Here is a 17500-nt window from a genome sequence, read left to right on the forward strand (position 1 = left end):
AGGTTGATATTCCTGTACCACCTCCCCGCCGTTTGAGTAATGGGGGGACGCAGTAGGATAGGGTAAGCGCGCTGCTGGATATGCGCGTTCAAGCAGTTAGGCTGATGAGTAGGCAAATCCGCTCATCATAAAGGCTGAGCTGTGATGACGAGGGAATTATAGTACCGAAGTTCCTGATTCCACACTGCCAAGAAAAGCCTCTAGCGAGGCGGGAGGTGCCCGTACCGCAAACCGACACAGGTAGGCGAGGAGAGAATCCTAAGGTGATCGAGAGAACTCTCGTTAAGGAACTCGGCAAAATGACCCCGTAACTTCGGGAGAAGGGGTGCTCTGGTAGGGTGTATAGCCCGAGAGAGCCGCAGTGAATAGGCCCAGGCGACTGTTTAGCAAAACACAGGTCTCTGCGAAGCCGCAAGGCGAAGTATAGGGGCTGACGCCTGCCCGGTGCTGGAAGGTTAAGAGGAGGGGTTATCCTTTGGGAGAAGCTCTGAATCGAAGCCCCAGTAAACGGCGGCCGTAACTATAACGGTCCTAAGGTAGCGAAATTCCTTGTCGGGTAAGTTCCGACCCGCACGAAAGGCGTAACGATCTGGGCACTGTCTCAACGAGAGACTCGGTGAAATTATAGTACCTGTGAAGATGCAGGTTACCCGCGACAGGACGGAAAGACCCCGTGGAGCTTTACTGTAGCCTGATATTGAATTTTGGTACAGCTTGTACAGGATAGGTAGGAGCCTGAGAAGCCGGAGCGCTAGCTTCGGTGGAGGCGTCGGTGGGATACTACCCTGGCTGTATTGAAATTCTAACCCGCGGCCCTGATCGGGCCGGGAGACAGTGTCAGGTGGGCAGTTTGACTGGGGCGGTCGCCTCCTAAAATGTAACGGAGGCGCCCAAAGGTTCCCTCAGAATGGTTGGAAATCATTCGTAGAGTGTAAAGGCACAAGGGAGCTTGACTGCGAGACCTACAAGTCGAGCAGGGACGAAAGTCGGGCTTAGTGATCCGGTGGTTCCGCATGGAAGGGCCATCGCTCAACGGATAAAAGCTACCCCGGGGATAACAGGCTTATCTCCCCCAAGAGTCCACATCGACGGGGAGGTTTGGCACCTCGATGTCGGCTCATCGCATCCTGGGGCTGTAGTCGGTCCCAAGGGTTGGGCTGTTCGCCCATTAAAGCGGTACGCGAGCTGGGTTCAGAACGTCGTGAGACAGTTCGGTCCCTATCCGTCGTGGGCGTAGGAAATTTGAGAGGAGCTGTCCTTAGTACGAGAGGACCGGGATGGACACACCGCTGGTGTACCAGTTGTCTTGCCAAAGGCATCGCTGGGTAGCTATGTGTGGACGGGATAAGTGCTGAAAGCATCTAAGCATGAAGCCCCCCTCAAGATGAGATTTCCCATAGCGTAAGCTAGTAAGATCCCTGAAAGATGATCAGGTTGATAGGTCAGAGGTGGAAGCGTGGCGACATGTGTAGCTGACTGATACTAATCGATCGAGGACTTAACCAAACTTTTAAAAGCGTAAGCTTTACTCAGCAAACTGTTATCTAGTTTTGAGAGAGCAATCTCTTGTCTGGTGGCGATAGCGAAGAGGTCACACCCGTTCCCATACCGAACACGGAAGTTAAGCTCTTTAGCGCCAATGGTAGTTGGGACTTTGTCCCTGTGAGAGTAGGACGTTGCCAGGCACTTGAAAAAAGACTAGCTATTTTAGCTAGTCTTTTTTTGTATGTTCATTTAAGTAACAAGAAATTAAGTAAGGAATCTTTTGAGCCGTAACCTCAAGGAACCTCAAGATAAATGGGTAATCTTTCGAAGAGTATGTATGCAATAATTCATACCACCACTCTGTTTCATAACGTGAAATCATACTTAAATTATAAAGTAATAAGTAATGTGCCAACATCTCAGGGAAATATAAGCAGCTATCTTTTTTCAACGGTGCATGCAGCGTGTTATCTTGGAAATTGTACATAAAAGGTGAACAATTATATAAACAGCTTGAAGGGTCAAGAATACATACCTGATCTTCTGACAGAGACAATGATAGGCGGGAACGCTCTTTTAAAAAAGAATAGAGCCTTTCGTGACTCATATGATAACAACGTGTAACTTGTTCAGGAATAGGCAAAGAGGTAGCTGGAAGCGATCCAATAGTTGTTAAATGGGAAAATGACCTAGTACCCAAATTTGAAAATAATGTATCTAATTCAGGTACGCAAGACAACAGGTAATTCATTGTATATTTACTACCTTCCAGTTGTTTCACATGAAACAATTCTTCTCCTACTTGTGAAAACAAACCGCTTTTTTGGATCTTAACTTCATCATCTAAAAAATCATAACTTTGTTTTTTTCTTTTTCGTGTTGATACTCCATGTGCTAACACCGCCGTATTTTCTGGATATACTGGGTTTTGCGTTAACAAACAGGCTTTTAACAGCTGTGACATTCCATAAAATAATAAAACTGGTTGAACTGATACAGGAGATTGTGCCGCAACTTGATAATAATTTTTACTGTGTTCCAAATAATAAATAAATGGGTAACTGTTTTTAAAGCTATGTTGCTCTGCATCGCTATAATTCAATTTTTGATAGCGCTTTTTTAAAAAGTCTTGTACAAAAGGAACGGAGAAAAATAAATTGTAGGACGTCCAAACATCATTAAATTTATGCAACTAAATCACCTTTTCTTTTTATTAGAATTATCTGATATCTAGTGAAGTTATTGACAGGTACATATCTGCTTGTTAATCTACTAATAATATTCTGTCGTTTAAAGGAGGATTCTATAATGTGGGAAAGCAAATTTTCTAAAGAAGGCTTAACATTTGATGACGTTTTACTGGTGCCAGCAAAATCTGAGGTACTACCTAAAGACGTGGATATGAGTGTTGAACTAACAAAAACATTAAAATTAAAGGTGCCGTTCATCAGTGCAGGAATGGATACAGTTACAGAAGCTGAAATGGCTATTGCGATGGCTAGACAAGGTGGTCTAGGTATCATTCACAAAAACATGTCGATTGAACAGCAAGCAGAACAAGTTGATAAAGTAAAACGTTCTGAAAGTGGTGTTATCACGGATCCTTTCTTTTTAACTCCTGAAAACCAAGTATTTGCTGCTGAACATTTAATGGGCAAATATCGTATCTCAGGTGTGCCGATTGTGAACAACGAAGAAGAACAAAAACTAGTTGGAATCCTTACAAACCGCGACTTGCGTTTCATTCAAGATTATTCAATGCAAATTGCTGATGTAATGACAAAAGAAGAATTAGTTACTGCTCCAGTAGGAACGACTTTAGAAGAAGCGGAGAAAATTCTACAGCAATACAAAATTGAAAAGTTACCTCTTGTAGATGACAATGGCGTATTAAAAGGTCTTATCACAATTAAAGACATTGAAAAAGTAATTGAGTTTCCAAATGCAGCTAAAGATCAACAAGGTCGATTATTAGTTGGAGCAGCTGTTGGCGTAACAGCTGATTCAAACGTTCGTATCGAAAAATTAGTACAAGCTGGCGTTGATGTTATCGTTATTGATACAGCGCATGGACATTCACAAGGCGTTTTAGATACGGTACGCAGCATTCGCGAGGCATATCCAGAGTTAAATATTATTGCTGGTAACGTAGCAACTGCTGAAGGTACAAAAGCATTAATTGAAGCGGGAGCAAACGTAGTAAAAGTAGGAATTGGACCTGGTTCAATTTGTACAACTCGTGTTGTAGCTGGTGTAGGCGTTCCACAAATTACAGCAGTATATGACTGTGCAACTGAAGCTCGTAAGCACGGTGTAGCTATTATCGCAGATGGCGGTATTAAATACTCTGGAGATATCGTAAAAGCACTTGCAGCTGGTGGACATACAGTAATGCTAGGAAGCCTTCTAGCAGGAACGACAGAAAGTCCTGGAGAAACAGAAATCTACCAAGGTAGACGCTTTAAAGTGTACCGTGGAATGGGCTCTGTAGGAGCTATGGAAAAAGGAAGTAAAGATCGATACTTCCAAGAAGATAATAAAAAATTAGTTCCAGAAGGTATCGAAGGCCGTTTGCCTTACAAAGGACCTGTAGCAGATACTTTATATCAAATGATTGGCGGTTTACGCGCAGGAATGGGTTACTGTGGTTCAGCTAACTTAGAAGCCTTACGTGAACAGGCACAATTCATTCGTATGACTGGAGCAGGTTTAAGAGAAAGTCACCCACATGATGTACAAATCACAAAAGAATCTCCTAACTATTCTATGAGATAATCATGAATGTTTAAAAAACACGTTTCCCTATTAGGGAAACGTGTTTTTTATGTCGTTAATCATGAATGTAACAGTACTTCTTTATCTATTTTTTTAAATTTTAGTATGATAAAATTACATTTATGTGAGTTTACGTTTGGAGGGTATAGAGTGAGAAACGCAGTACAGAAACAATTAATTTGTGTCATTGCTGTTATGTTAATGGCCAGCGTATTTTTTGTCTCTACACAAGCATCAGCTGCTCTTAAAACAGATGATATTGGCGTTGAAGCAGATGCAGCGATCTTAGTAGAGGCAAGTACGGGGAAAGTATTATACGGGAAAAATACGGATGCTTTATTAGGTATTGCAAGCATGACAAAAATGATGACGGAATACTTAGTATTAGAATCCATAAAAGATAAGAAATTATCTTGGGATCAACGTGTGCCAGTTAGTAAATATGCAGCTAAAATTTCTCAGGATTATGGATTATCAAATGTACCGTTAATTGAAAACCAAAAATACACGGTGAAAGAATTATATGATGCCATGGCTATTTATTCAGCTAATGGAGCTGCAATTGCTTTAGCTGAAGCTGTCAGCGATTCTGAAGAAAACTTTATTAAGTTAATGAATGAAACGGCAAAAAGATTAAATATGGGTGAATCAAAATTTGTCAATTCTACAGGTCTTTCTAATTCTTTGTTAAAAGGAATGTATCCAAAAGGAACGAAGGAAGAAGATGAGAACCTTCTATCGGCTCGGGCAGTTGCTACCCTTGCTTATCACTTAATTCATGATTATCCAGAATCTTTGGAAGTAGCTAAAACTCCTTCTAAGATGTTTAGACAAGGGCAACAAGGCGAAACAAAAATGAACAATTGGAATAAGATGCTCCCTGGTTTTTCAGCTGCCTACAGCGGTGTAGACGGATTAAAAACTGGTCATACAGATTTTGCAGGTCAATGTTTCACTGGGACTGCAGAGCGTAACGGGGTAAGATACATAACAGTTGTAATGAATGCTAAGGAAAACGGCAAGTCTACGGAAGCTGCTCGTTTTTCCCAAACGAAAAAGATATTGGATTATGCTTTTAGTCATTTTCAGTTAAAAGAAGTAGTGCCTGCTAACGGCGAGATTAAAGGGCATGAAACAATTGATGTTGCTAAAGGAAAATCAAAAGAAGCTTCCGTTTCTCCAAAAGATTCGGTAAAGATTATTACCGAAAAAGGTCAAAAAGATCATACTAAAATCAACTTTAAGTTAAACGATAAAGTTGTGAACGATCAAAAAGTTGTTGCTCCTATTAAAAAAGGAGAAATAGTTGCTTATGTGAGTGCAACAAACAGCAATCTCAAAGATCTAGGCTATGTAGGAGGTCAAACTACAGATAGCATGACGCCGGTTGTGACAAACGAATCTGTTGAAAAAGCTGGATGGTTCTCTCTTGCTATCCGTAGCATCGGTAACTTCTTCAGCGATATTTGGATGAATGCTGCAAATACAGTGAATAACTGGTTTTAATGATAACTTAAGAGAAAGAAGAGATACTATAAGAGAGTATCTCTTCTTTTTATTTTTAGATTTGTTTGTATATAATCTATAAATTAGATAGGAATTTTCCGAAAAATGCGGTAAAATAGACACTAAGTTTTGAATTTTGTATATACACTAAAAATTATTGTGAAACACTTGATACAGGAGGAAGACAAACATGAATAACATTACAGGTACTGATCGTGTAAAACGAGGAATGGCGGAAATGCAAAAGGGTGGCGTTATCATGGACGTTATCAATGCAGAGCAAGCAAAAATTGCAGAAGCAGCAGGCGCTGTTGCTGTTATGGCATTAGAGCGTGTTCCAGCTGATATTCGTGCAGCAGGCGGCGTGTCTCGTATGGCAGATCCAACAATTGTTGAAGAAGTGATGAATGCTGTGTCCATTCCAGTTATGGCAAAAGCTCGTATTGGCCATATTGTTGAAGCACGCGTGCTAGAAGCGATGGGTGTAGACTACATCGATGAAAGTGAAGTGTTGACTCCAGCTGATGAGGAGTTTCATTTAAATAAAAATACATTTACGGTTCCATTTGTGTGCGGTTGCCGTGATCTTGGCGAAGCATCTCGTCGTATTGCTGAAGGAGCTGCAATGCTTCGTACAAAGGGCGAACCAGGGACAGGAAACATTGTGGAAGCAGTGCGTCATATGCGTCAAGTAAACGCTCAAGTACGTAAAGTTGTGGGCATGGACGAAGATGAGTTAATGACAGAAGCAAAACTATTAGGCGCGCCTTATGAGTTATTACTGCAAATTAAGCATGAAGGCCGCTTACCGGTTGTAAACTTTGCAGCAGGCGGTGTAGCAACACCAGCAGACGCAGCATTAATGATGCAGCTTGGAGCTGACGGCGTGTTCGTTGGATCAGGAATCTTCAAATCAGACAACCCTGAAAAATTTGCGCGTGCAATCGTGGAAGCAACAACACATTATCAAGACTATGAGCTTATTGCAAGCTTGTCAAAAGGATTAGGAAGTGCAATGAAAGGGATTGAAATTTCATCATTATTACCAGAAAACCGCATGCAAGAGCGTGGATGGTAATTTAAAGGGAGTTTTGACAAAATGGTAAAAGTAGGCGTGTTAGGATTACAAGGTGCCTTTCGCGAGCATGCACAAGCATTAGAAGCAGCAGGCGCTGAAGCCATTATCATTAAAAAAGTTGAACAGCTAGACGAAATAGATGGTTTAATCCTACCGGGCGGCGAAAGCACAGCGATGCGTCGCCTCATCGACAAATATGACTTTATGGAACCTCTTCGCCAGTTTGCACAAGCTGGTAAACCGGTATTTGGTACGTGTGCGGGTTTAATTTTACTCGCAGGACAAGTCGTTGACCGTGAAGAGCCCCATTTAGGTGTTATGGATATTACGGTAGCTCGCAACTCGTTTGGGCGTCAACGGGATAGCTTTGAAGCTGCCCTAAATATTAAAGATATCGGTGAAGATTTTATAGGCGTATTTATCCGTGCTCCGCATATTGTAGAAGTAGGAGAAAACGTTGAAGTCTTAGCAATGCATAACGACCGAATTGTTGCAGCAAGACAAGGTCAATTCTTGGGATGTTCGTTTCATCCAGAATTAACAGATGATGCTCGCATGGCGCAGTATTTTGTAGCAATGGTTGAAGAAGCTTCAAAAAAACCTGTATAAATGAATTGCATCTTGTAAAGACTTGTAGTACATTATGATTATTAAAAATGATATTGGTATAAAGCGTTGATAGGAAATAGTAATAAGATTTTTGATTTCAAGAGAGTCGATGGCTGGTGTGAATCGATAATCAATTCTTAAGAATCCGTCCTGGAGCAAGCTGTCGAAAAAGTAGTAGGCAGTTTCGGTTCATCCGTTATCTGGTTTAAGAGGAAGGCTTATTTTAGCTTTCAATTAGGGTGGCAACGCGGGTAAACTCTCGTCCCTTTCATGGGGATGAGAGTTTTTATTTTGCCCTTTTATACTAAAGGAGGTATTAAGTATGTTAGATTTAAAATTTTTACGTGCTAATTTTAATGAAGTAAAAGAAAAGCTTAAGTTTCGTGGTGAGGACTTAACGGACTTAGGTCGCTTTGAAGAGTTAGATGCAAAACGCCGTGAGCTAATTGCTCAAACAGAAGAGTTAAAAAGCAAGCGAAATGAAGTATCACAGCAAATTGCACAATTGAAGCGTGAAAAACAAGATGCTGATCATTTAATCGTTGAAATGCGTGAAGTAGGAGACCGCGTAAAGCAATTGGATGAAGAGCTTCGCAGCGTTGAAGAAGAATTAGAGCTATTGCTGCTTTCAATTCCTAACGTTCCACATGAAAGTACGCCTGTAGGTGAAACTGAAGATGATAACGTAGAAGTTCGCAAATGGGGAGAAATTAAACAATTTGATTTTGAACCAAAACCGCATTGGGATTTAGGAACAGATTTAAATATTTTAGATTTTGAAAGAGCTTCGAAAGTAACGGGAAGCCGCTTTGTATTTTATAAAGGGTTAGGTGCAAGGTTAGAACGCGCTCTTATTAACTTTATGATGGATTTACATATGGATGAGCATGGTTATGAAGAAATCCTTCCTCCATATATGGTAAATCGTACAAGCATGACAGGAACAGGGCAGCTTCCTAAATTTGAAGAAGATGCATTCAAGATTAAAGAAGAAGATTATTTCTTAATTCCTACAGCTGAAGTACCAGTTACAAATTTACATCGTGATGAAATTTTAAGCGGAGATCAGCTTCCAATTGCTTATACAGCGTATAGTGCTTGCTTCCGCTCAGAAGCAGGCTCTGCAGGAAGAGATACACGTGGGCTTATTCGTCAGCATCAGTTTAATAAAGTAGAACTTGTTCGCTTTGTTAAGCCAGAAGATTCTTATGATGAATTAGAAAAATTAACGGGCCATGCTGAAAAGGTTCTTCAACTATTAGGTTTACCTTACCGAGTTCTAAGCATGTGTACAGCTGACTTAGGTTTCACAGCAGCCAAAAAGTATGATATTGAAGTTTGGATTCCAAGTTATGAAACGTATCGTGAAATTTCTTCTTGTTCAAACTTTGAAAGCTTCCAAGCTCGCCGTGCTAATATTCGTTTCCGCCGTGATACAAAAGCAAAACCAGAACATGTTCATACACTAAACGGTTCTGGCTTAGCAATTGGCCGTACGGTAGCTGCAATTTTAGAAAACTACCAGCAGGAAGATGGATCAATTCAAATTCCAGAAGTGCTGCGTCCATATATGGGAAATAAAGAATTTATTTCTAAATAAAAGTAAAAGATGTTCATTAAATTAATTCTTAATGAACATCTTTTTTAAAAAAATCAATAAAAGAGTTGACTTCATTATTTGTATGTGATAAATTAATACTTGTCGATACGGAGGAATACCCAAGTCCGGCTGAAGGGATCGGTCTTGAAAACCGACAGGGGTGTTAAAGCCCGCGGGGGTTCGAATCCCTCTTCCTCCGCCATATTTGACTTATAATGCAATTAACATAGCGCGATAAATTGGAGATTGGAAAACCGTTACTTTATAAGTAACGGTTTTTTATTTGTTAAAAATGCCGCTTTATCTATTAAAGCGGCATTTTTTTATAGATGACGACGTTTTAACTTTTCATTATGTTGTAAAAAGCGAGCCACTTTTTCAACAATTGATTCAATTGAATCAGGATCCTTGATAAGGTCGTATTCTCTGATATCTAAACGAAGAATAGGGCAAGCCGTAAAGTTATTAATCCAGTCTTCGTATCGGGCGTGCATCTCTTTCCAATAATCAAGAGGCGTTTGTTGCTCCATTGGTCGCCCTCTTTCTTGAATGCGATCTACAATATCTTCGAAGCTGCCTTCCAAATAAATGAGCAGATCCGGATGAGGGAAATATGGAGTCATAACCATTGCATCGAACAAGCTTGTATATGTCTCATAATCTACTTTAGACATTGTTCCTTTTTCAAAATGCATCTTAGCAAAGATACCGGTATCTTCGTAAATGGATCTGTCTTGAATGAAGCCGCCGCCATACTCGAAAATTTTCTTTTGTTCTTTAAAACGTTCCGCTAGAAAATATACTTGTAGGTGAAAGCTCCAACGTTCAAAATCCCCATAAAATTTGTCCAGGTAAGGGTTGGAATCTACTTTTTCAAACGATGTGCGAAATTGGAGAGCATCAGCCAATGATTGAGTCATCGTAGATTTCCCAACTCCAACTGTACCCGCTATCGTCAACACAGCATCATTAGGAATGTTGTATTTCGATCGTAAGTTTACCATTACATACTCCTTTTTAACATACTCTCTTGAACCTCTGATAAGATTCTATTTAAGTGTTGTTTATTTTGTACAAAATCTATTTCATCACCGTCATAACGTAAAATGGTTACATCAGGGTTATTTTGTTCAAACGTCGTCATAGCTTTTTCGTAATCCTCACTTAGCCTTGTGAGGTAGTGAGGATCGATGTTTCGTTCAATTTCTCTTCCACGCATTTTAATACGCTTTAACAAGGTATCTAAACTGGCATTTAAATAAATAATAATGTTCGGAGCTGGCATATCAGCCGTTAAGATGTGGAAGATTTGTACATATTTTTTATACTGTTCATCTTTTAACGTTTGCTCAGCGAAAATCATGTTTTTCATAATATGATAATCTGCTACAACAGGTTTTTTATAAGATAAGAACCCTTTTTGAATATCCTCTAACTGCTTATATCGATTACATAGAAAAAACATTTCGGTTTGAAAACTCCACTCGTCGATATTCTCATAAAATTTCCCGAGAAATGGATTTTCATCTACGATTTCTTTTAAAATTTCGAATTGAAATGCTTGTGCAATCTCTTTAGCTAAAGAGGTTTTTCCGACACCGATGGGTCCTTCTACTGAAATAAAAGGTGTGCCTTGCATTCATTTGCCTCCTTCATGACCACTCGTTCAAAAAAAACAGACAAAAAATATTTTAACATAGAGAAGGAGAATAAGGGGAAAAGAAATTTCTTTCAGTAAGAAGAATAACAAAAAGCCTACTGTTAACAGTAAGCTTTCCCTATTTATTGCTGTGTCAGTCTTTTTGTAATTTTGAAGTTGTCTTCAATTAAGAGCCAGTTTTGTGGGAAATCTAAGCCTAGTTTCCAGTAGGCCATTCCTCTAAGTTTTAATTCTTTGATTAAATCAAACTTAGCCTGAATAGACCTAGCGTCTTCAAACCATACTTCGTGGGTGCGCTGCTGTTCATCTTTATACCGGAAGAAAGGAGCTTGTGCTTTATTGTCGTATTGAATAGCTACTTTATAGCGAGCTGCCAACTCAATAGCTCGTTGAGGACTAATGGCTTTGGCATATTCTCCTCCTGGTTTGTAAGGAAGTGTCCAATCGTAACCGTATAGGTTTTGGCCCATGATAATTTTTGAACTAGGTATTTCAGATACTGCGTATTCTAAAACATCACGTACGGGACCAATAGGAGAGACGGCCATAGGAGGCCCACCGCTATATCCCCATTCATATGTCATCGGAACAACGAAGTTAGCAATCTCTCCAATGGCTTTATAATCATGTGCTTCATACCATTTGCCTTTTTGATCTCGACTTGTCTTCGGAGCTAAAGCGACAGACATAAGAAGTTGCTCATCTTGAAGCCGCTTTTTTGCTTTCTGTAAAAATGCAATATAGGCTTCTTTATCTGCCGGACGCAAAAATTCGAAGTCAAAGTGAATGTCTCTAAAATTTTGTTCTTTCGCTGTTTTTACAATATTATTTAAGAGCGTATCTTGAACGTCTTTATTATTTAAAATTGCTCGGCCGACTTCGTCACTGAATGCGCCGTTTTCAATATTAGCCAATACCATTAAGAAAATGACGTCATTTTCTTTAGCAATAGAACCTAAATTGTTAAGTGGAGGCGCCTTTAGAGAACCGTCTTTTTGCACTTCGAAGTTCGCTGGTCCGAGATAAGTAAGGTATTTTGCATTTTGATTAATCATTTTCTCTGTTTGAGGGGTGATTTTTCGATTGCTTGTTTCAACATACCCTAAAAACTCACCGTTTCTTTTGTTTGGGGAAGGGGGAATTAAGATGCGGCGTCCAGGTGTTAAGGGTGCTGTAACTGAAACATTGTTCGCATTGGCAATAGCCTGATAGCTAACGCCTAATTTTCTTCCTATCTTCCATATAGTGTCCCCAGCTTTTACTGTGTAGTAAGTACCGTTGATTGGAATAACCATAGATTGCCCGATGACGAGTTGATTTGGATTAGGTAATTCATTTGCTCTTATAATTTTTCCTGCGTCAATGCGAAACTGTTTTGCAATACTATATATACTGTCACCTGCTTTAACAGTGTAAATTTGCATAATAAAAAGCCTCCATTTCATATGACTTACTTCCATCATATGAGAAGGCTTTTTACTTAATTCATCAACTCGGTATGTTTGCAAATACGAGCATTTAATACGTTATGCATCATTCTCAAAGCAAAGGTATTGTCTTCATCTGCGTTTGAAGCAATACAATCTTCAGGCACAATTAAATTATACTCACGCATATAAGCATCGTTGGCTGAAAAAAGCACGCATATATTTCCCGCAATTCCTGTTAAAATAAGTGTATGCACATCGAGCTGTGATAGCAAAATATTTAAAGCTGTCCCATAGAAGATAGAATGCTTTGGTTTAATTAAAAAGTAATCAGCGTTTTGTGGTGAAATGCGATGTAGAATGGGTGAGCTTACCTCATTTGTGCAGTGTGTTAAAATGGTTTCTAAGTTTGCTTGCCATAGCTTATAGTGGTCATTGACATAAATGATAGGGATATGTTGAGACGAGGCATATTGTTTTAATTTGGCAATGTTTTGAGCAATTGTTAAAGATTTTTCAGCAAGTACTTTTCCGCTATTAAATTGAAAATCGTTTAGCATATCAATAATAATTAAAGCAGTTTTAGCGTTCTTCACAAAAGGTCTCTCCTTTTCCTGATGTACATAGTAAATAGTTTGACTCAGAAAAAATATAATATGTAAGGTTGGATAAAAAGTGTTAAATGATGAAAAGTATATGAGGTTGGCAATTGATGAAGCATTAAAAGCCAAAGATAAATTAGAGGTTCCCATTGGAGCAGTTATTGTTCAAAATGATGAGGTGATTGCTTCAGCTTATAATTTACGAGAAACAGAACAGCGATCAGTTGCTCATGCGGAACTTTTAGCAATTGATGAAGCATGTAAGAAACTAGGAACATGGAGATTGGAAGACGCTACGTTATATGTCACCTTAGAACCATGTCCAATGTGTGCAGGTGCTATTGTATTATCAAGAGTGAAAAGAGTTGTGTTTGGCGCTTATGATCCTAAAGGTGGCTGCGCGGGAACATTGGTAAACTTATTAGAGTTTGAAAAGTTTAATCATCAAGCAGAAGTAGTAGGAGGTATGCTAGAAGAAGAATGCGGGAGCCTCTTAACGACCTTTTTTCGTGAGTTGCGTCAACGAAAAAAGGCTGGAAAATAGCGCTAAAAAAGTAAGTTTTCTATAGCGGTTGCATTTTTGAATGAAAAGACGTATACTTGTAAATGCATCAACTTGATGCCCAAACTATTGGTTTCAACTTTGCCGTGCTAAGCGGGGAGGTAGCGGTGCCCTGTACTCGCAATCCGCTCTAGCGAGGCCGAATTCCTTCTTGAGGTTAGCTCATCTTAGGGCCTGCCTTAAGTAAGTGGTGTTGACGTTTGGGTCCTATGCAATGGGAATCTGTGAACCCTGTCAGGTCCGGAAGGAAGCAGCAGTAAGCAGAACCTCTCATGTGCCATGGGGTCGCCTGAACCGAGCTAACTGCTTAAGTAACGCCTGGGGTGGCTAATCGACGGAAGGTGCACGGCAGTTATATACATAAGTTTAGTCTACTCTGTTGGAGTAGGCTTTTTATTTTATCTTTTACTATTTTGAAAAAAAACCTCATAATACGCTATAATGATAACTAATGAATTATATTAAAAGGAGAGGATGTAGTGGCATATCAGGCTCTATACCGTGTATACCGTCCTCAAAGCTTTAACGACGTAGTCGGTCAACAACATATTATCAAAACACTTCAAAATGCCCTTGTCCAAGAAAAGTTTTCGCATGCGTATTTATTTTCTGGGCCTCGAGGGACAGGAAAGACAACAGCTGCTAAAATTTTAGCGAAAGCCGTTAACTGTGAAAAAGCACCCATTGCTGAACCCTGTAATGAATGTGCAACTTGTCGGGGAATTACTGATGGTTCCATTTCTGATGTAATTGAAATTGATGCAGCCTCTAATAATGGAGTCGATGAAATTCGAGATATCCGTGATAAAGTAAAATATGCACCTAGTGCTGTTCGATACAAAGTGTACATTATTGATGAAGTTCATATGCTTTCAATTGGAGCTTTTAACGCTTTGTTAAAAACGTTAGAAGAACCTCCTGCACATGTTATCTTTATTTTAGCTACAACAGAGCCGCATAAAATTCCATTAACGATTATCTCTAGATGTCAGCGCTTTGATTTCAAACGCATTTCGCCAGAAGATATCGTATATCGAATGAAAGAAGTATTAGGTTCTGAAGAGCTAGAAGTAAGCGAGGATGCTCTTTACGAAATTGCGAAAGCTTCAGAAGGCGGCATGCGTGATGCACTTAGTCTTTTAGACCAAGCCATCTCGTATAGTACGGAGAAGGTGAGCTTAGAGGATGTTCTATCCATAACAGGAGCAGTATCACAGGCTTTTATTGTGAAGATCGTCCAAGCTATCTTTAATGAAAACATTGTAGAAGCGCTAGACTCTGTTGAAAGTTTGATCAAAAACGGAAAAGATCCAGCGAGGTTTGTAGAGGACCTCATCTTCTATTATCGTGATGTTCTGCTTTATCAAGCTTCTGAAGAAAATGCATATTTACTTGAAAAAGCAGCGGTTAACGAAGAGTTTAAAGAACTCAGTTCAAAAATGGATAGTGCTTTTATTTATAAAGTCATTGCTGAATTGAACCAAACTCAGCAAGAGATGAAATGGAGCAATCATCCTCGAGTGCTACTTGAAGTAGCTTTAGTAAAATTAGCTCAAAGTTCTACAAATCAAGAGGGTGATCTTCCATATCAAGACATTTTGCAAAAAATGAATCAAATGGAAGCAGAACTGCAGCAGTTAAAAGAAAAAGGCATTCAAGTTGATCATACAGCTCAGGCAGCGCAAACAGAGAAAAAACAGACAAGACAGTCAAGAAGTCAGTATAAAACGCCTGTTGGGAAGGTAAATGAAGTTTTAAAAAATGCCACTCGGCAGAATTTAGAAACGATTAAGCGATCTTGGGCGCAGGTGTTAGACACATTGAAACAACAAAATAAAGCTTCACATGCAGCGTTGTTATCTAACAGTGAACCGGTTGCGTCTTCAGATCAATCATTTATACTTAAATTTAAATATGAAATTCATTGCAAAATGGCTTCTGAAAATAACAACAATGTACGTGATAATTTAGAGAATATCTTATATACTTTAATTGGCAGCAAGCGTGAAATGGTTGCAATTCCAGAAAGCGAATGGGATAAAGTAAGAGAAGAGTTTCTTCAAGGACAGCAAAGTGATGGGTCATCAGGTCAACCACAGGAGGAAGACCCTGTGGTTGCAGAAGCGAAAAAGCTATTTGGAGAAGACTTAATCGAAATTCAAGAGTAAATTTAGGAGGAATGTTCACATGATGAAAGGCATGGGCAATATGCAAAAAATGATGAAACAAATGCAAAAAATGCAAAAAGATATGCAAAAAGCGCAGGAAGAGTTAGCTGAAAAAACTGTTGAAGGTACAGCTGGCGGGGGAATGGTAACAGTTGTGGTTAACGGTCAGAAACAAGTAATTGATGTAAATATTAAAGAGGATGTAGTAGATCCTGAAGATATTGAAATGCTACAAGATTTAGTACTAGCAGCAACAAATGACGCATTAAAACAAATGGACGATTTAACAAATAACACAATGGGTCAATTTACAAAAGGTTTAAATATTCCAGGACTTTAATAAGGTGGTTGCCACGTGCATTATCCAGAACCAATATCAAAGCTTATAGATAGTTTTATGAAGTTACCCGGCATTGGTCCAAAAACAGCTGTTCGCTTAGCATTCTTTGTTTTATCTATGAAAGAAGATACAGTATTAGATTTTGCAAAAGCATTAGTCAATGCGAAGCGAAATTTAACCTATTGTTCAGTTTGTGGGCATATCACAGATCAAGATCCTTGCTACATTTGTCAAGATCAGCGTAGAGAGCGAAGTGTGGTGTGTGTCGTGCAAGACCCTAAGGATGTCATTGCAATGGAGAAAATGAAAGAATATAACGGCTTGTATCATGTCCTGCATGGCGCAATTTCACCTATGGAAGGAATAGGGCCTGAAGATATCAAAGTACCAGAGTTATTAAAAAGACTTCAAGATGATGAGATTCAAGAAGTGATTTTAGCTACTAACCCGAATATAGAGGGCGAAGCTACGGCTATGTATATCTCTAGGCTCTTAAAGCCGACAGGAATTAAAATTACTAGAATTGCTCATGGGTTACCCGTCGGAGGAGACCTTGAGTACGCAGACGAAGTAACATTATCTAAAGCCCTAGAAGGTAGAAGAGAAGTATAACGAGGTACTTGCATATGTTTTTTAAAAGAAAAGGTTGGTTACGCAAAGAGTACGATGATGAATTTGTGAAGACTTTTATGCAAGTAAAGCAGGAATGGAGTCACAAAACTTCAATGGTAGAAAGAAGTGTAGATCCTTCAGAAGAGGTAATGGTAGATATTCGATTAGCCAAAATGAAGTATCTTTTTCTATTAAAAGAAGCCAAGCATCGAAATATTTCAATTAACAGGATGTCATAGAGGCATCCTGTTTTGTTGTCTTTATAAAATAAGGATTTCTCTCCGTAAAATAGTGCTTTTTTTGAATGCTTGGACATACATATAAGGTAACTTATCTGCTTTAAGAAGGAGGCAACATGCTAAATCATCCCATTGTAGTTGTGTCTTTTTTAATAGGGCTAATCATTCTACTCTTAGTAACAGGTGGTGTTGAAAAAATGCTTCGAGTCATTGGAAATTTATCGATTAAGCTTATTATTGGCGTTCTGCTGCTTTTCTTTATTAACATCTTTGGCGTACAGTTCGGTATTCATATCCCTATTAATTTCCCCACAGCCATTGTTTCAGCTATTTTAGGTATCCCAGGAATAGCTGCCTTACTTGTTATTAATAATTTCATATTATAATTTGGAGGAATATCCAAAATAAAAGTTTTCTGGAATCTTTTTGAGAAAACTTTTATTTTTTTTGAAAAAGTTGTTGACCATCAAGTTAACAGATGTTATATTTATATACGTCGCTAAGACAACAACGAAAAAATAACTCGAAAATAACTTAACGAAAAAAAGTTGTTGACAAGTTATTCTTAAGGTGGTAAGATAAGAAAGTCGCCTTGAGACAAAAGTTCTTTGAAAACTGAACGAAATAGTAAACGTCAACGTTAATTTTTATTTTTTAAATTGAGCAAGTCAAACATTTCTTCGGAGAGTTTGATCCTGGCTCAGGATGAACGCTGGCGGCGTGCCTAATACATGCAAGTCGAGCGAACTGATTAGAAGCTTGCTTCTATGACGTTAGCGGCGGACGGGTGAGTAACACGTGGGCAACCTGCCTGTAAGACTGGGATAACTTCGGGAA

General features: G+C 39.1%; 16 protein-coding genes, 1 tRNA gene, 3 rRNA genes, 1 other RNA gene and 1 other annotated feature (2 of these 22 only partly in view). Of the genes, 16 read left to right on the forward strand and 5 right to left on the reverse strand.

Annotated features, from left to right (window positions below; translation table 11 throughout):
* Both LIS78_RS00050 and rrf read left to right on the forward strand, forming a co-directional pair.
* A 23S ribosomal RNA gene (locus LIS78_RS00050) occupies positions 1–1506 on the forward strand; it begins 1429 nt to the left of the window's first position.
* 63 nt (positions 1507–1569) lie between these two features.
* Positions 1570–1685 (forward strand): 5S ribosomal RNA (gene rrf, locus LIS78_RS00055).
* Positions 1686–1711: 26 nt separating this feature from the next.
* On the opposite strand, the gene LIS78_RS00060 is transcribed toward rrf, so the two are convergent.
* The gene (locus LIS78_RS00060; RefSeq protein WP_252284519.1) at positions 1712–2677 is read right to left on the reverse strand and encodes a YaaC family protein; all 966 of its coding nucleotides are present in this window, start codon (positions 2675–2677) and stop codon (positions 1712–1714) included.
* A 116-nt stretch (positions 2678–2793) separates the two neighbouring features.
* Between LIS78_RS00060 and guaB the strand changes: the two genes are divergently transcribed.
* The 6 genes from guaB (at position 2794) to LIS78_RS00090 (ending at position 9255) form a co-directional block, all read left to right on the forward strand.
* Positions 2794–4260, forward strand: a complete 1467-nt coding sequence (gene guaB / locus LIS78_RS00065; RefSeq protein WP_013054827.1) for an IMP dehydrogenase — start codon at positions 2794–2796, stop codon at positions 4258–4260.
* A 150-nt stretch (positions 4261–4410) separates the two neighbouring features.
* On the forward strand, positions 4411–5766 hold the full coding sequence (locus tag LIS78_RS00070) for a serine hydrolase (protein WP_252284520.1): 1356 nt from the start codon (positions 4411–4413) through the stop codon (positions 5764–5766).
* A gap of 190 nt (positions 5767–5956) precedes the next feature.
* Entirely contained in the window at positions 5957–6844 is an 888-nt protein-coding gene (gene pdxS, locus LIS78_RS00075; protein ID WP_252284521.1) for a pyridoxal 5'-phosphate synthase lyase subunit PdxS, read from the forward strand.
* 21 nt (positions 6845–6865) lie between these two features.
* Entirely contained in the window at positions 6866–7453 is a 588-nt protein-coding gene (gene pdxT / locus LIS78_RS00080; RefSeq protein WP_028412710.1) for a pyridoxal 5'-phosphate synthase glutaminase subunit PdxT, read from the forward strand.
* Positions 7454–7510: 57 nt separating this feature from the next.
* Positions 7511–7723: a binding site (T-box leader), on the forward strand.
* 52 nt (positions 7724–7775) lie between these two features.
* On the forward strand, positions 7776–9053 hold the full coding sequence (serS, locus tag LIS78_RS00085) for a serine--tRNA ligase (protein ID WP_013054831.1): 1278 nt from the start codon (positions 7776–7778) through the stop codon (positions 9051–9053).
* Between the two features lie 109 nt (positions 9054–9162).
* Positions 9163–9255 (forward strand) — tRNA-Ser (locus LIS78_RS00090).
* 121 nt (positions 9256–9376) lie between these two features.
* Here the strand turns inward: LIS78_RS00090 and LIS78_RS00095 are convergent.
* The 4 genes from LIS78_RS00095 to LIS78_RS00110 all read right to left on the reverse strand — a co-directional run bounded on the left by LIS78_RS00095 (position 9377) and on the right by LIS78_RS00110 (position 12736).
* Positions 9377–10057: a deoxynucleoside kinase gene (locus tag LIS78_RS00095; RefSeq protein WP_013054832.1), complete on the reverse strand. Its 681-nt coding sequence runs from the start codon at positions 10055–10057 to the stop codon at positions 9377–9379.
* The gene (locus tag LIS78_RS00100; RefSeq protein ID WP_252284523.1) at positions 10057–10692 is read right to left on the reverse strand and encodes a deoxynucleoside kinase; all 636 of its coding nucleotides are present in this window, start codon (positions 10690–10692) and stop codon (positions 10057–10059) included. The genes LIS78_RS00095 and LIS78_RS00100 overlap by 1 nt, the downstream gene beginning before the upstream one ends.
* 143 nt (positions 10693–10835) lie before the next feature.
* Positions 10836–12137, reverse strand: a complete 1302-nt coding sequence (locus LIS78_RS00105) for a glycoside hydrolase family 18 protein (RefSeq protein WP_195781489.1) — start codon at positions 12135–12137, stop codon at positions 10836–10838.
* Between the two features lie 56 nt (positions 12138–12193).
* Positions 12194–12736 carry a cysteine hydrolase family protein gene (locus LIS78_RS00110; protein WP_195781488.1) on the reverse strand — a complete coding sequence of 181 codons (543 nt, stop codon included), beginning with the start codon at positions 12734–12736 and terminating at the stop codon, positions 12194–12196.
* Between the two features lie 79 nt (positions 12737–12815).
* Here LIS78_RS00110 and tadA point away from each other — a divergent pair, with 79 nt between their 5' ends.
* From tadA to LIS78_RS00150, 8 genes are all read left to right on the forward strand, one after another.
* Positions 12816–13286 carry a tRNA adenosine(34) deaminase TadA gene (gene tadA / locus LIS78_RS00115; protein WP_195781487.1) on the forward strand — a complete coding sequence of 157 codons (471 nt, stop codon included), beginning with the start codon at positions 12816–12818 and terminating at the stop codon, positions 13284–13286.
* A 102-nt stretch (positions 13287–13388) separates the two neighbouring features.
* An RNA gene (gene ffs, locus LIS78_RS00120) (signal recognition particle sRNA large type) lies at positions 13389–13653 on the forward strand.
* 130 nt (positions 13654–13783) lie between these two features.
* Positions 13784–15472, forward strand: coding sequence for a DNA polymerase III subunit gamma/tau (gene dnaX, locus LIS78_RS00125; RefSeq protein ID WP_195781486.1), 1689 nt, complete (start codon positions 13784–13786; stop codon positions 15470–15472).
* Between the two features lie 19 nt (positions 15473–15491).
* Complete coding sequence (locus LIS78_RS00130; RefSeq protein ID WP_013081327.1) at positions 15492–15812, forward strand: YbaB/EbfC family nucleoid-associated protein; 321 nt, start codon at positions 15492–15494, stop codon at positions 15810–15812.
* A gap of 15 nt (positions 15813–15827) precedes the next feature.
* A complete protein-coding gene (gene recR, locus LIS78_RS00135; RefSeq protein ID WP_014461944.1) occupies positions 15828–16424 on the forward strand; it encodes a recombination mediator RecR in 597 nt (198 codons plus the stop codon).
* 14 nt (positions 16425–16438) lie between these two features.
* Positions 16439–16663: a YaaL family protein gene (locus LIS78_RS00140; RefSeq protein WP_013054840.1), complete on the forward strand. Its 225-nt coding sequence runs from the start codon at positions 16439–16441 to the stop codon at positions 16661–16663.
* Positions 16664–16779: 116 nt separating this feature from the next.
* Entirely contained in the window at positions 16780–17049 is a 270-nt protein-coding gene (locus LIS78_RS00145) for a pro-sigmaK processing inhibitor BofA family protein (RefSeq protein WP_013081328.1), read from the forward strand.
* 291 nt (positions 17050–17340) lie between these two features.
* Positions 17341–17500: ribosomal RNA gene (locus LIS78_RS00150) — 16S ribosomal RNA — on the forward strand; it runs 1392 nt beyond the window's last position.

Origin of the sequence: Priestia megaterium, from assembly GCF_023824195.1 — a bacterium.
Classification (GTDB): domain Bacteria; phylum Bacillota; class Bacilli; order Bacillales; family Bacillaceae_H; genus Priestia; species Priestia megaterium_D.